Annotated in this window: 9 protein-coding genes and 2 pseudogenes; 3 read left to right on the top strand and 8 right to left on the bottom strand. The window is 40.5% G+C overall.

Going from position 1 to position 14,489, the window contains the following annotated elements; all coding sequences use genetic code 11:
• Positions 1–18 precede the first annotated feature (18 nt).
• Together groES and groL are read left to right on the top strand one after the other, a co-directional pair.
• Positions 19–315: a co-chaperone GroES gene (groES, locus tag HNQ69_RS05060; protein WP_005864441.1), complete on the top strand. Its 297-nt coding sequence runs from the start codon at positions 19–21 to the stop codon at positions 313–315.
• A 59-nt stretch (positions 316–374) separates the two neighbouring features.
• Positions 375–2,018, top strand: a complete 1,644-nt coding sequence (gene groL / locus HNQ69_RS05055) for a chaperonin GroEL (RefSeq protein ID WP_183228979.1) — start codon at positions 375–377, stop codon at positions 2,016–2,018.
• A gap of 201 nt (positions 2,019–2,219) precedes the next feature.
• Here groL and HNQ69_RS05050 read toward each other — a convergent pair.
• Positions 2,220–2,611, bottom strand: a pseudogene (locus HNQ69_RS05050) (helix-turn-helix domain-containing protein).
• 817 nt (positions 2,612–3,428) lie between these two features.
• Between HNQ69_RS05050 and HNQ69_RS05045 the strand changes: the two are divergent.
• Positions 3,429–3,767, top strand: a pseudogene (locus tag HNQ69_RS05045) (zinc ribbon domain-containing protein YjdM).
• A 666-nt stretch (positions 3,768–4,433) separates the two neighbouring features.
• On the opposite strand, the gene HNQ69_RS05040 reads toward HNQ69_RS05045, so the two are convergent.
• The 7 genes from HNQ69_RS05040 to HNQ69_RS05010 form a co-directional block, all read right to left on the bottom strand.
• Positions 4,434–5,012, bottom strand: a complete 579-nt coding sequence (locus HNQ69_RS05040) for a NifU family protein (protein ID WP_183228978.1) — start codon at positions 5,010–5,012, stop codon at positions 4,434–4,436.
• A gap of 53 nt (positions 5,013–5,065) precedes the next feature.
• Entirely contained in the window at positions 5,066–5,545 is a 480-nt protein-coding gene (locus tag HNQ69_RS05035) for a universal stress protein (protein ID WP_183228977.1), read from the bottom strand.
• A gap of 35 nt (positions 5,546–5,580) precedes the next feature.
• Positions 5,581–6,651, bottom strand: coding sequence for a tryptophan--tRNA ligase (trpS, locus tag HNQ69_RS05030; protein ID WP_183228976.1), 1,071 nt, complete (start codon positions 6,649–6,651; stop codon positions 5,581–5,583).
• A gap of 77 nt (positions 6,652–6,728) precedes the next feature.
• Positions 6,729–8,300 carry a murein biosynthesis integral membrane protein MurJ gene (murJ, locus tag HNQ69_RS05025; RefSeq protein WP_183228975.1) on the bottom strand — a complete coding sequence of 524 codons (1,572 nt, stop codon included), beginning with the start codon at positions 8,298–8,300 and terminating at the stop codon, positions 6,729–6,731.
• 766 nt (positions 8,301–9,066) lie between these two features.
• Positions 9,067–10,983, bottom strand: a complete 1,917-nt coding sequence (locus HNQ69_RS05020; protein WP_183228974.1) for a BID domain-containing T4SS effector — start codon at positions 10,981–10,983, stop codon at positions 9,067–9,069.
• 297 nt (positions 10,984–11,280) lie between these two features.
• Positions 11,281–12,879, bottom strand: coding sequence for a BID domain-containing T4SS effector (locus HNQ69_RS05015; protein ID WP_183228973.1), 1,599 nt, complete (start codon positions 12,877–12,879; stop codon positions 11,281–11,283).
• A gap of 312 nt (positions 12,880–13,191) precedes the next feature.
• Positions 13,192–14,489, bottom strand: a 1,298-nt coding sequence (locus HNQ69_RS05010; protein ID WP_210302686.1) for a BID domain-containing T4SS effector, incomplete at its 5' end; no start/stop codon positions are given.

The following is a 14,489-nucleotide window of genomic DNA, read 5'->3' as shown; positions in this document are numbered from 1 at the left end:
GTTTTAAGGATTTAAAACATGGCTAATATCCAATTCCGCCCACTTCACGATCGTGTCGTTGTCCGTCGGGTTGAATCTGAAAATAAGACTGCTGGTGGGATCATCATCCCTGATACAGCAAAGGAAAAACCTCAAGAAGGTGAAGTTATTGCCATTGGCAATGGTGCTCTCGATGATAACGGAAAGCGTGTACCTTTAGAAGTGAAAACAGGAGACCGTATCCTCTTTGGGAAATGGTCCGGAACTGAAGTAAAGATTAATGGGGAAGACCTCTTAATCATGAAAGAATCTGATATTATGGGAATTTTGGGCTAATTTAAGTCTCTTAATTCTTTCATTTTATAACATTTGAGATAACTCCAAGGAGAAATTAAATGGCTGCTAAAGAAGTCAAGTTTGGCCGTGAAGCGCGTGAGCGTTTGTTGCGCGGTGTTGATATCCTTGCTAACGCTGTGAAGGTAACGCTCGGCCCTAAAGGTCGTAATGTGGTGATCGATAAATCATTTGGTGCACCTCGCATCACAAAAGATGGTGTGTCCGTTGCAAAGGAAATCGAACTGGAAGATAAGTTCGAAAATATGGGCGCACAAATGTTGCGCGAAGTTGCTTCCAAAACCAATGATATTGCTGGTGATGGAACGACAACGGCAACCGTTTTAGGGCATGCTATCGTACAAGAAGGCATAAAAGCTGTTGCTGCGGGCATGAACCCAATGGATCTTAAACGTGGGATCGATGCTGCTGTTGATGAAGTGGTGGCAAACCTTTTCAAAAAAGCAAAAAAAATCCAAACTTCAGCAGAAATTGCACAAGTGGGAACAATTTCCGCGAATGGTGCTGCTGAAGTCGGTAAAATGATCGCTGATGCTATGGAAAAAGTCGGTAATGAAGGTGTTATTACCGTGGAAGAAGCAAAAACTGCTGAAACGGAATTGGAAGTCGTTGAAGGAATGCAGTTTGATCGTGGATATCTTTCTCCTTACTTTGTTACCAATGCTGAGAAAATGGTCGCTGATCTCGATGATCCTTACATCCTTATTCACGAAAAGAAATTGTCTAATCTGCAATCCTTGCTTCCAGTGCTTGAAGCGGTTGTTCAGTCTGGTAAACCACTTCTTATTATCGCTGAAGATGTGGAAGGTGAAGCTTTGGCAACCCTCGTTGTTAACAAGCTGCGTGGTGGTTTGAAAATTGCTGCTGTGAAGGCTCCAGGATTTGGTGATCGTCGTAAAGCAATGCTCGAGGATATTGCAATCTTGACATCAGGTCAGGTCATTTCTGAAGATGTGGGTATTAAACTCGAAAATGTCACTTTGGATATGCTTGGTCGAGCAAAGAAAGTCAATATTTCTAAAGAGAATACCACGATTATTGATGGTGCTGGACAAAAGAACGAAATTAATGCACGCGTTAATCAAATCAAGGCGCAGATTGAAGAAACCACTTCTGATTATGACCGTGAGAAATTGCAAGAAAGACTTGCTAAACTCGCTGGTGGTGTAGCTGTGATCCGTGTTGGTGGTGCTACAGAAGTTGAAGTGAAAGAAAAGAAAGATCGTGTTGATGATGCCTTGAACGCTACACGTGCTGCTGTGGAAGAAGGTATTGTTGCTGGTGGTGGAACTGCCTTGTTGCGTGCTGCAAATGCTTTGACCGTTAAAGGAAGCAATCCTGACCAAGAAGCTGGTATCAATATCGTTCGCCGTGCTCTCCAAGCACCAGCACGTCAAATTGCAACAAATGCTGGTGAAGAAGCAGCGATTATCGTTGGCAAGGTGCTGGAAAATAATGCTGATACATTTGGTTACAACACCGCAACCGGTGAATTTGGTGATTTGATCGCTTTGGGAATTGTTGATCCCGTGAAGGTGGTACGTTCTGCTCTTCAGAATGCAGCTTCAATTGCAAGCCTTCTTATCACTACGGAAGCGATGGTTGCTGAAGTTCCAAAGAAAGATACGCCAATGCCTCCAATGCCTGGTGGCGGAATGGGTGGAATGGGCGGAATGGATTTCTAACACTCTTTCTAAAGTTAAAAAAACGGGCCTATCAGGCCCGTTTTTTTATGTGTTTATCTATTTTTTATGTGTTTGTCTATTTTATAACCACGGTGAATTTGGTGATTTGATTGCTCTCAAGAATTGTTAATCTTGTGAAGGTGGTGTGTTTTGCTTTCCAGAATGTTAATAAACAGATGTATAGTACTCTCGCGCATGACGTTAAAAGCTTTCATTTGGATCAGAAATTAATTGTAAAATTGCTCTGCGTTTTACCGTGGTGAGAATGCTAAATCTTTTTAGCAGCAGATATTCTCTATCTGCTCGATATGATTTCATCATTTAGAAAGAGTGTTAGAAATCCATGATGGTAGGGGACTCTTGTTTTGTTCAGATATCCGCATAAAAAAGGCAATAGGAACATTCAGGATATCGGCAATTTCCTTTAAACATCCTGCTCCTATACGATCTAGTCTTGTTTCATATTTTTGAACTTGTTGGAAGCTTACACTTAAAGCATGGCATAATTGTTTTTGAGACATTTTCAACATTTTTCGTTTGAAGCGAATTCTTTTGCCCACGAAAATGTCGTTATGAGGATTTTTTGTTTGCATCTTAAAGTCCCCCGCCGGGTGCAACCGCCCTTGCCTTGGTCTTCCGGGAGTTTGAAAATACTGAACTCGAATCAGCTTTTTTGCTTTTAGTGCTTAGAGCACCTGGACAGAGCAAAAACTCCTGGAATTCCAGGATACCCACAAAGTGGGTTCATTTATGTATCGAGTTTTCGGGCTTTTAAGACCCTCTTGGTCGTTGTGTATGCGACCAAAACACCCTTTAATACATAAAGTAATTTCAGGAAATTTACAATAAAAATTAAAACAGTTTTGCTTTTATGAGAGGTGGCATGCCTTTCAAACTGTTTATCCGCTTAACCAAAATCATGATTATAGGGGAGAGGCTCTTATGGCACTAAAACGTCTTAAAAAATATATATCCCATAGAAAAATGATGATGCATTGGGTGTGGATAGAATAATAAAAATTAAAAAATCTTTTGTCATTTTTCTCTTCTCCATGATTGCCGGTTGAATTTCCTTCCCCATATCTTAAGGATTCTCTCATTTCAAACTCTTTTAGAGTGAAGCAATTAATAGCCATTTCCCTTATGCATTCTAAGCAGGAGTGGTGTGTTGGTAAAAACTCTTTACGATAAGCTATAAAATGCTTGTTATGAACACGCTCAAATGCCAAAGTTTGTTATCCAGCAGTTATGGTCTTGAAACTCCATTCTTTAGGGTGGTGATATGAAGTTACAGGAGAGGAGATAACATTGAAAAAAATAAAGATGTTTTTCGTGAGACAACAGACAATGCATACGTATTGCTCTATGACCGCTTAAAGGAATGATTTTGTTGAATAAAAGAGAGGGAATATATGCCAATATCTTCAATGCCCTCACTGTGGTGGTCTTTATACTTACGAAGAGGGTGAAAATTTTGTGTGTCCTGAATGCGCACATGAGTGGCCAAAAAAGTGAAGAAGCTTATTTCTGATGACATCGTTTATGATGCCCATGGTCAGGTTTTGACAAAGGGGGGATAGTGTTAGGGTGATAAAAGATCTTAAAGTAAAAGGTGCTGTATCGATTCTCAAGAGTGGTACGAAGGTGAAAAATATTCGTCTCGTGGATGGGGATCATAATATTGATTGTAAGATTCCTGGAATTGGTCAGATTGGCTTAAAGTCAGAATTCATTAAAAAAATTTTGTGATGGATAGTTTGTAGAGTCGTTTCTGTTTGTGAAAGCGTCTTTGCCTGAATCAGTGATTTATTTTAGAGTAAGAATTACTCCAATTCCTTTAAAAAATATACCCTTGGGATGGTTTTAGGTAATTGAGTGTGTTGAATTGCTCCTAATTCCATTTCACGATGTCGCTCGTGAATGGTATAGTGATAAATCTACCCATGCTACCACCATCTTTACGCTTGTGAAGTAACAAGCCAGCACCAGCATACTATTTGCCAGCTACTGATGTTGCTCCAGCTCTTGCATTTGAGAGCATTCATAAGAGGCACTTTTACTCTTTTCTTTAAGTGTTTTTATCCACACACTCATCCCGCTTATGACGTGCAAGGGCATAATTTTGATTGATTCAACATAAACAGGTTTGAAATGAGAGAATCTTACGGATATTCGGGACTCTTATTTAATATGTAAAACAATGAATTATCATTATAAATCAATATGTTGAATACAGTCTGCTGGACATGGCTCTATGAAGGGCTTGTTCTAACCTCTATGACGCTTCTCATGGTTTGTACCAGACGGAGAGTGAGAGGATTGATGGGAGTGCGTTGGTTTTTGTGAGAGCGTTTAAGGGCGTAATATTCTCGTTATGACTTTTGTTTTTGTTGGTCTTTGATAAGATCTCATGTTCTATTGCGGCATGGCTTCAACACCTAAAACATCTGGAATAAAATGCCGTAAAAGATTTTCAATACCATGTTTTAATGTTGCAGTTGAAGAGGGGCATCCGGCGCAAGCTCCCCGCATATTGAGGTAAACAATACCGTTTTCAAATCCGCGAAAAGTAATGTCTCCACCATCATTGGCAACAGCTGGACGGATACGCGTTTCAAGAAGTTCCTTAATTGTTAAGACGATATCTGCGTCTTTTTCGTCATAAAACTCTTCGTTAAGGGCGTGGTTTTGTGCTTGTGTCGTGGCGTTGGTGCTGATAACTGGGTCACCGGACAAAAAATGTTCCATAATTTTGCCTAAAATGACGGGCTTAAGATGTTGCCATTCACCCTCTTGTTTGCTCACGGTGATGAAGTCATAACCAAAAAAAACACCATTGACATTTGGAATATCAAACAGTTTTGCAGCTAAAGGTGAGTTTTTAGCCGCTTCTTCACGATTACGAAATTCTAACACGCCTTCGGAAAGTACCACACGGCCTGGCAGAAATTTGAGTGTTGCAGGGTTTGGTGTTGCTTCAGTTTGAATAAACATATCTGCTCCTTTTATCTTCAAGAATAAAGAAGGTGATTGTGTCCAAAGAGTGTTTAAGCAATCGATTCAATATCTTCATCTGCAAGATTGCTGGGAATAATGGTTACAGGGATTGAAAAAGCTGTTTCCCGATTTCCAATTAATTGAATAAGTGGTCCTGGTCCATCTGTGTGTCCACTGGCTGCTAAAACAATGAGCGCGATTTCTTTATCTTCATCGATTAGTTTAGAAATTTCGTCAATTTTTTTACCCTCACGCACAATCATTTCTGTTTCAAGAGCATGGGTGGCGCGCACAGCACCTGCAATTTTCCCCAACACTTGATGGGCACTTTGTGTGGATTCTGTTCGCATCACATCATTTACGCCCAGAAAGTGTTGAAATTCTATACTATCAACAACAGAGAATAAAACTAATGTTCTGTTGGTATTTTGGGCATATTTTGCGGCAAAAGCAACGGCACGCCGGCACTCTGGTGTTTCATCAATAATGACCAAAATTTTTTTCTTGTGATTTTGTTGCTTAGAAGCCATGTGCTCTCTCTCTCTCCATTTTCAGTTTTATTGTTTCATGTATTGTGCAAAAATCCAACGATGTCACGGATTTTTTTCATATTTTTTTCTGCCAGTGCACCGGCACGCTGTGCGCCATCATGCAAAACAGAATCAATATAAGCACTTTCTTTATGCAGTCGACGCATTTCCCGTGTTATTGGGGCAAGCTTATCGACAGCAAGGTCAGCTAAGGCCGTTTTGAAAAGAGAAAATTGTTGTCCTGAAAATTCTAAAAGGGCTTTTTCTTTACTCACTTGTGCAAAGGCTGCATAAATACCAAGAAGATTGTCGATCTCTGGTCGTCCTGCTAGGGCTTCCAATGTGTCGGGAAGAGGGGCGGAATCCGTTTTCGCTTTGCGTATTTTTTTTGCAATAAGATCAGCATCATCAGTCAAATTAATACGCGAAAAATCTGAAGAATCCGATTTTGACATTTTTTTTGTACCATCGCGCAAGGACATAACGCGCATGGCTGTTTCTCCTATCAATGCTTTAGGCATTGGGAAAAAGCCTTGTCTCTTTTCATCCCCCATTTGTATTGGAACACCAAAATTTAAATCCGCAATGCGGTTAGCATAGTCGTTATTGAATTTTTGCGCAATATCACGCGTGAGTTCAACATGCTGTTTTTGATCTTCTCCTACCGGAACATGTGTAGCACGATAGAGTAAAATATCAGCAGCCATCAAGCTTGGATAAGCAAAAAGCCCAAGAGAAGCTTTTTCCCGATCTTTTCCTGCTTTATCTTTAAATTGCGTCATGCGCTGGAGCCAACCAATACGGGCAATACAATTGAAAATCCATGCAAGCTCAGCATGTTGAAAAACACGAGATTGGTTGAAAATAATGTGTTTTTGAGGATCAATCCCGGCAGCTAAAAAGGCTGCTGTGACTGCTCTGGTTGATTCAATCAAAGTGTGTGGATTGGGGTTCACTGTGAGTGCATGCAGATCGACAACACAATACAGGCAATTATAAGATTTTTGCAGTTCAACCCAATGTTTTATCGCTCCAAGATAATTGCCAAGATGTAGGTTACCACTCGGTTGTACGCCGGAAAAGACAAGCGGTGTGAAGCTGTTCATAGGAAAGTTCTTTCTTCAGTAAAGTCATTCGTTTTGTGTTTTGTGACAAAGCGTTTTTCTGAAAGCAAGATAAAATATTATAAGTGCTTTTTGAAATTTTTAAGTGTGAGAAAAAAGGAACGGGTATCAAGTAAAAAATAGGCAGTTAAATATACCAAGAAGATGACAAACATTATTCCTGCTAAGATGCTAGCGCGCAAGAAAAATGATGCTTTTGAGGATAAAGGGAAAGACAAAAAGCCAAGCACGTTAAGAAGATAATGAAGAGCCATGGCACTCAATATAGTGATGATCATCAGACATACAATGCGTTTTATCAGTTGCGCATCGTATTTCCAGTAACCGCGCTTAAGGAGGACACCACAAAGCAATAATGTGTTGACCCATCCAGAGGTAATTTCAGCAATAACAATGCCTCGTGTGGATAAAAAAGGGAATAACGTTAAAGCAAGACCGATATTAAGGAAAACGCAAATGCAAGTAAAAATCATCGGTGTTTTGGTATCTTCATGGGCAAAAAAATTAGGAATAAACACTTTGATGAGTACAAAAGCTGGAAGTCCTAATCCATAAAGTTTAAGCAACTGTGCGACATGGTGGGTTGATTCACTGGTAAATTGTCCACGCTCAAAAAGCAAACTGATAATGGGGGATGAGAGCAGTAAAAAGGCAACGCATGCGGGGAGCGTTAACAACAGGGTTAATTCAATAGAGCGGTTTTGCAAATCGTGCGTTTCTTTGTGTTTTTTGCTATGTAGCGCCCTTGTTAATTCTGGTAAAAGAACAGTGGCAACGGCAATTGCTATCACGCCTAGGGGCAATTGATAAAGACGGTCAGCATACATTAAAGAGGAGACCGCACCTGATTGGCTGGAAGCAATATTGGTATTGATGAGCAAATTGATTTGTGTAATGCCTCCCGTGATGGCAGCAGGGAATGCTAAAGTTAAAAGTTTACGAACATTCGGACTGAAATGGGGACGGCGGAGGGAAATTTTCATTCCACTTTGACGCAAAGCAACCGCGATGAGGGTGAGTTGGAGAATGCCTGCCGCTAAGACACCCCAGGAAAGATTTAAGCCGATATGCCAAGCATCAAGCTGATATATCCAAGCATAGGCGAGTATCCCAATCAAAAGAATATTCAAAAAGAGGGGGGCGATGGCAGCAACAAAATAGCGCCGCAAGGCATTTAACATGCCGCCCATCATTGCTGCTAAAGACATGCAAGTTAAATAGGGAAACATAATTGCCGTGAAATGAATTGTGGCGTTAAATTTTGTAGCATCTTCGGCAAAACCTGGAGCAATGATCGTTCGCACTAAAAAAGGCATACTTAACTCCATGGCAATGGTTAAAAGTAACAGCAATGAAAAAAGAACGCCAAAGACCTCTTCTGCGAATTTGCATGCAGTTTCTTGACCATCTTCAGTAATTTTTTTTGCAAAAAGAGGCACAAAAGCTGTATTAAAGGCACCTTCAGCAAAAAAACGGCGGAATGTATTGGGAAAACGAAAAGCCGCGTTGAACGCATCGGAAACAGGACCAGTTCCAAGAGCTGCCGCCATTAGCATTTCACGTATAAAGCCAAAAATACGGCTTATAAGAGTTCCAGAAGCGACAGTTGCAAATTTTTTAATTAGGGTCATAAAGATATATCGGGTTCGTCATGAAGAAGAAGTCATTAATCCTTTTAAATCATAAAAATCTAATTAGTAGGTTAATAAAATGCTATTTTATATAGAGTGTTTTACTATGTTACTTATCTTTCTTTTAACAAGAGTGCATTGCCACTGTTGGAGCTATGTTTGGTTGCTGTCTTATTGTTTTTATTATTTACATAAAAAAGTACTCTTTTACGCAATTTGAAAATATGGAGCAATATAACAAAGAGAAAAGAATATAAGAGAAGAGGCGAACCGGTGGAATTTTTACTTGTGCACTGTTTTGTTTTTTCTAGATCTTATATGCAGGGCATCTCTTTGTTTCTTTATAGTATATCGCTTTATACTCTTGTTTTGTAGATCAAATTTCTGATTCTTCAATGCCTTTAGCAGCTTTTCCCTTTAAAACCCTAGAAAATGCTCTTTATTATATAATAATTATGTAATCCGTTTTATAAAAGAGAAACTCAGATTCATAGATGTATTTATAATGATCAAGTAGTCTATCTAAATTCTTATAATGATTTAAAATGCTTAAAGCTCTAGAGGCCCCCCCCTATGAGCATGAACATACTGCCTCTGTTTGGGTAAATAAACTTTCAGACCTCCTTTAAACAGATATTTTCAATATTTCTATTAGCCCATCTTTATACATTCTCTCCTTTGAGGAGAAATAACCGATGGAAGAGAGGCATCAAAACGTGATGATTTCATCTGCCAAAAAGCAAAAAAAGTCAAAACCTATGCACACCTAGATGGTTATTACTTTTGCGCATTGGGATTTACGTTGTTGAACGTTCTGCTCTATCGCTTTTTCTTGTATGAAGGCTTGGCTTACTCTATTTGCTTTTTCTTGTATGACCACTGGGTTTGCTTTATTTACTTTAATTGCTGATGGAGCAAGACTTTCAGAGACTTCCGTGCTCATGTTTTCCTTTTTAACGTGATGGGGGCTTGAGGTTAAGTGTTCATTAAATACACGGAACTTAAAGTATAGCTGATTTAGGCTCGGTTCTAATTCTTTTCCTTGTTTGACAATTTTTATAATTTCTGAGGCTTGATTTACCGATGTGCCAATACTTTTAGCAAGTCTCTCGGGGTTTTTTTCCTTTATTGCTTGATGCTCGCTTTCTGATAAGCGGTGATTGATTTCACGCATATAAACCTTTATCTCTCCTCTTAGTTCAGGAGATCTCGATATGACATCTTGTTGCTGTTCTATTGGTAGAGAAAATAGATTTTTTATCTGTTCACTAGGCATTTCTATCGACTTTTCACAGCGTTCTTGTTCGATTTTATGGCTTTCAAGAACATCCTTTTCTGCCAGTCTAACAGCATGCGCATAATCAACAAGAGCATGGCTTAAGGGTAAAATATTTTCTTCAGCATGTTGGCGTGCACCACTCTTCAAGCCACATATATTGATACCACGAAGCCGATGAATAGATTGAGGAAATTCCCAAACCTGCCGCGCAAACTTTTCTGCCTCAGAGAGGCTTTCATTTGTTACGGGAATTTCAATTTTGGGGATTTTATTTTGCAAAATATGCGAGTTGCCATAAACAATCTTACACAAAGTTTCAATTTTTTTTATGCTCTCTTGGACGGATGGACTGTTATAAACTCTTTCAGAGAGTTCGCTCTCGGTGAGGGGAGCTACTTTTTCTCCTGGGATCAGTGTTTGTTGCTGGTCTTGAATGAGAGGGACTGTAAAGGTGAGGGGATCACCAATTTTCAAAGTTTTCACTTGCTCTGGTGTGAGATGTTTTTTATTTCCTACGATGAAAGTACCATTAACATCCATCATGAAGCCATTTTCTCCACTGCCTCTATAGGTGCCATGATAGGTTTGACCTTCCCTTGCTACGACAGTAAGACGATAATTTGTTTCATCAAGCCCAAGCTTTCTCATAGAGTTGGTGAATTCATGTAAAATAAGTAATTTTTCTGGATTGGAGATATCATCGAGAAGATGCTTCATTGGTTCTGGATTACCATTGTCCATTGCTGCAACATAGGTAAATTCCTTGCGTTTTTTTGTCACAAGAGAAAAATCTAGCTTATGACCTGCTCCTTCAGCAAGCTTTTCAAAAAATATGCGTTGTGTGCGTCTGTTGCCTTCTCTGAAAGGATGCAGATAGTGCAAATTTATCATCAGTCCTGCCGCATGTTCAACGAATTCTTCGCGAGATAAGCCTTTCAAGTAATTCTTCTCGGCGAGTGCTTGATCTAAATTTCTTAAGCCTTCCTCTACTTGGTTGCTGGGGGAAAAAGGCGTCTTAAATTCCTTTTTTTTTATAATAGACGTAAAGGCAACATTTCCATCTGCGAACTTAAAAGATTTTTCGCGAGTCTGTCCCGCCCATTCAAATGTTTCTTTAAAGAGACATTTGTGAAGATATTTTAGATAGGTGGAATCAAACCGTTCTGGTAGAGGTTCTTGGCGCAGTTTTATCATTGCTTTTTCTACATCAAGGGCACATTGTTCTTTCAATATTTCTGCCTCTTTGATGCGATATTTATTTTTAAGCACATTGCTGTTAGGGTAAAAGAAATTCTGCGATGCTTGTTGTAGTCTGTCACGGATTTCTTTCTCATTTGCTTGGTGGTCTTTTTGCGACTCTTCCAGAGTGAGATGTGCAGAAGGGTTTGTTTGGTTGTTTTTCATTGATGTTTCCTTTCACACTGTCATAAGATCAATCGTCGTTTGAATAATTCTTTTGTGTCATTTTCCCCCCCCCCTTTATTTCATAGCTGTTTCTTCAAAAGAGAATTTTTTTTGCCTTAAAAAGTTTTCGTTACTTGTATGGAATTAGCGCAGTTTTATCAGCTATTTAGGTAAAATGATGGGAGATATTCTGAGGAAGTTTTGCCCTCATATTCCACACCACTGTCTTAGCGCAACTCAATGTTAAAATGATTTGCGCTAAGGGATCAAATTAAAGGGAGTAAAATTTATGCATGCTTAGCCCGTTAAAGCCATTGCTTTTAATGCTGCCACTTTCTTTGGTTGGACATCTACTGGTTGTCTCTCTGCTTGTCTGGAGGTTTCAGAAGAAGTCTGGTGATGGACAGTTTCTGCTAAGCGCTCAGCGGGTTTAGGAGACTGCGATAAGCGTTGCTGTTGTTGCAAGTTTTTATCCAACTCCCCAGGCTGTTGTGCCTGGCGTCTTTGATTTTCCTGATGGGTTTGTACGATGTTTTCTTCTGCCTGTTTTACAGCCTCCGCATAACCTTCAATCGCTTCACCAAGACGCGTAAGAGCACTTTCAGCCTCTTTGCGTGCCTTATTTTTAAAGCCATGGATATTGTAACCAGCAAGCTTACCAAATAAACGAGGGTGTGTTGTCACTTGCCATGCAAGTTCTTCTCCCATCTCAGGAGATTTTTGAATTTCTTCGAGTCTATACTGCAAAATTCGCGGGTCGTTATAAGCTATTGTGCACCAATATATAATTTCTGCTTGACAATATTGGACTGCTGTATTGCTTTTAACTCTACGGGCAATTTCCTTCTGCGAAAGGGGGGCCCTTTCTTGTTCAGGTTGACGCGGCTTTTGCAGACTTTCAGCCATTTGCGTTAGGTCCATTGACTCTCTATGGCGTGTTTGTTTTGCACGGTGGCCATGCAAAATGCTTTCTTTTGCTTGTTTTACAGTCTCAGCATAATTTTCAAGGGCGAGACAGAGGGGGGAAACGTTCTCTTCAGCCTGTTTGCGGGCTTGACTTTTTATACCAAGAACTTTTTTTCCAACAAGTGGAGCGATAAATTTAGGATTTGCTGCAACTTGCAATGAAAGGCTTTCTCCAAGAAAAGGATTTTTTTCAATCTCCTCAAGTTTTTTCTGAAAAATATCTGGCTTGCCATAAACAGCTTGAGACAAACTTTCAATTTCGTCTTTACAGGCTTGGACAAACATATTGTTTCTAACTCTGAGGATTATTTCCTCTTTTGAGAGAGAGCTGCTTACCCTTTGTGGAACAACCGTTGCATATATGGTCTTATCCTCCTGAGCAGCTCTATCACTTTGCTGCCTGTCTTTTGGCTGCTGTGGCGTCTGTATCACAACTTCTGCGTAGACGACCCCACTTTCTTGTGTGGTTGGGCTACTTGGCGCCTTGGTTTGTGTGTGCGGTGGTTCTGGTGGCACAACCTTTATGCTTGGTGTTTGACTTTCTTGTATCGCTTGGCTGCTTAGTTCCTTGTCTCGTGCGCGAGGCGGCCTTTGTGGAGCAACCCTCATGCTTTGTGGCTGGCTTTCTTGTGTGGTTTGGCTACTTGGCGCTTTGGCTTTTGTGCGCGGTGGTTTTGGTGGCGCAACCTTTACGCTTGGTGTTTGACTTTCTTGTGCCGTTATATTGCTTAGTTCCTCGTCACTTACGTGAGGTGTCTGTTGTAACGGGGCTCTTTCCTCTACAAATTTTTCTGCGCCTTGGGGGAGAGGCGGTGCTTGCGTCTTTGGGGCAGATCTTGGGTTAATGGGTGTTGTCGTAGATTCCTCATGGCTTCTTTCAAATTTTTCCATCATCTGTGCTATAAAAGGGGAGGGTTGTCTTTTTTTCATGCTTGTTTCCTTTCAAGAATTATTAGAAAACCTCTTTGATGTATTTTCCACCTTTCACACCTTGAAAATCTCTCTCCAAAGAAAGAGATCAGTTTGAATGGCCTTCAAAGATTCTACGCTATCGGGCTTCGTCGTAATCGATGTTTATGTCTTTTATACAGCTTTTTTATGAAATTTTATCAATAATTTAAATGAAATTATAAAGGTTCTTTTGATGAAGATTTTTCACGATCCTTCACAAAAAAACTTAGCGCAATTCACATAAAATAATTTGCGCTAAAAAATTAGAGGAAAAGCCAAGTTATAACATGTTTACAGAGCGAAAGCTCTCCCTTCTGAGGGAGCTTGTTTGCTTGGTTGTCTATTCTGCTCTGGAGCAGTTTGTTGCTGCTCTCTTGTGGGATGAGAATGTCTTTGTTGCTTTTGTTCTAGACTTTTTTCTTTCTTATGCTTTTTGTCTCTTTCATGGTGGCGTGTAAGATCTTTGTGTAGCTTTTTTACAGTTCCTACATGTCTTTCAAGAGCTGCACAAAGGGGGCCAAAACCTTCTTCAGCCTCTTTGCGTTTTGGGCTTTTTACGCCAAGTACTTTTCTTCCCGCAAGTTGACCACCGCTTTCAGGATTTTCAGCAAGGTCCCACAAGATCGTTTCTCCTTGCTGAGGATTTTCAAGAATCTTAGAAAATTGCTCTTCTAGGGCACTTCTGTTGCCATAAACAATTCCACACCAATATCGGACTTCTTCTCGACCGTATTGGATGTCTACGTTTCGTAAAAGATTTTGGGCTATATTATGTGTCTCGGGAGATGGTGTCCTCCTTCCTAGGTTAACCTCTTTGTGGACGCTTTCTTGTGGTTCGGGGTTCAGTCCTGTGTTTCTCTGTGTGTCCAAACTTTCGTAGAGGGGATTTTCTAGGTGGTGAGCGTCTGGCCCCATATGTGGCTTCAGCAGATCAGTTACTTTATAGGGGTCTACTAATTTTTGGGGATTTTTCCCACCACGCGGTCTCATATAGGCATTTTCTGGAGGGTTTTTGGATGCGTAGACAGTTTCTGGTGGTTCGGGGTTCCGTTCTTCGTTTCTTCCTGTGTTCAAACCTGCGTAGAGGGGATTTTCTAGGCGGTAAGCGTCTGGCCCCATATGTGGCGTCAGTAGATCAGTTACTGTATAGGGGTCTACTAGTTTTTGGGGATTTTCCCCTTCACGCGGTCTCATATAGGCATTTCCTGGTGGGTTTTGGGGTGCGTAGACAGTTTCTGGTAGCTCAGGATTCCGTTCTTCGTTTCTTCCTGTGTCCAAACTTTCGTAGAGGGGATTTTCTAGGCGGTAAGCGTCTGGCCCCATATGTGGCGTCAGTAGATCAGTTACTGTATAGGGGTCTACTAGTTTTTGGGGATTTTCCCCTTCACGCGGTCTCATATAGGCATTTCCTGGTGGGTTTTGGGGTGCGTAGACAGTTTCTGGTAGCTCAGGATTCCGTTCTTCGTTTCTTCCTGTGTCCAAACTTTCGTAGAGGGGATTTTCTAGGCGGTAAGCGTCTGGCCCCATATGTGGCGTCAGTAGATCAGTTACTGTATAGGGGTCTACTAGTTTTTGGGGATTTTCCCCAT

The organism is Bartonella callosciuri (assembly GCF_014203215.1).
Taxonomy (GTDB): Bacteria; Pseudomonadota; Alphaproteobacteria; order Rhizobiales; family Rhizobiaceae; genus Bartonella; species Bartonella callosciuri.
Note: the sequence above shows the minus strand (reverse complement) of the source record. Positions and strands in the feature narration are given on the sequence as shown.

What these genes read in the sequence shown, in the direction of transcription:
- HNQ69_RS05035 (WP_183228977.1), bottom strand. Translation starts at nt 5,545, where the DNA reads ATGGCTTCTAAGCAACAAAATCACAAGAAAAAAATTTTGGTCATTATT.
- groL (WP_183228979.1), top strand. Translation starts at nt 375, where the DNA reads ATGGCTGCTAAAGAAGTCAAGTTTGGCCGTGAAGCGCGTGAGCGTTTG.
- trpS (WP_183228976.1), bottom strand. Translation starts at nt 6,651, where the DNA reads ATGAACAGCTTCACACCGCTTGTCTTTTCCGGCGTACAACCGAGTGGT.
- murJ (WP_183228975.1), bottom strand. Translation starts at nt 8,300, where the DNA reads ATGACCCTAATTAAAAAATTTGCAACTGTCGCTTCTGGAACTCTTATA.
- HNQ69_RS05015 (WP_183228973.1), bottom strand. Translation starts at nt 12,879, where the DNA reads ATGAAAAAAAGACAACCCTCCCCTTTTATAGCACAGATGATGGAAAAA.
- HNQ69_RS05040 (WP_183228978.1), bottom strand. Translation starts at nt 5,012, where the DNA reads ATGTTTATTCAAACTGAAGCAACACCAAACCCTGCAACACTCAAATTT.
- groES (WP_005864441.1), top strand. Translation starts at nt 19, where the DNA reads ATGGCTAATATCCAATTCCGCCCACTTCACGATCGTGTCGTTGTCCGT.
- HNQ69_RS05020 (WP_183228974.1), bottom strand. Translation starts at nt 10,983, where the DNA reads ATGAAAAACAACCAAACAAACCCTTCTGCACATCTCACTCTGGAAGAG.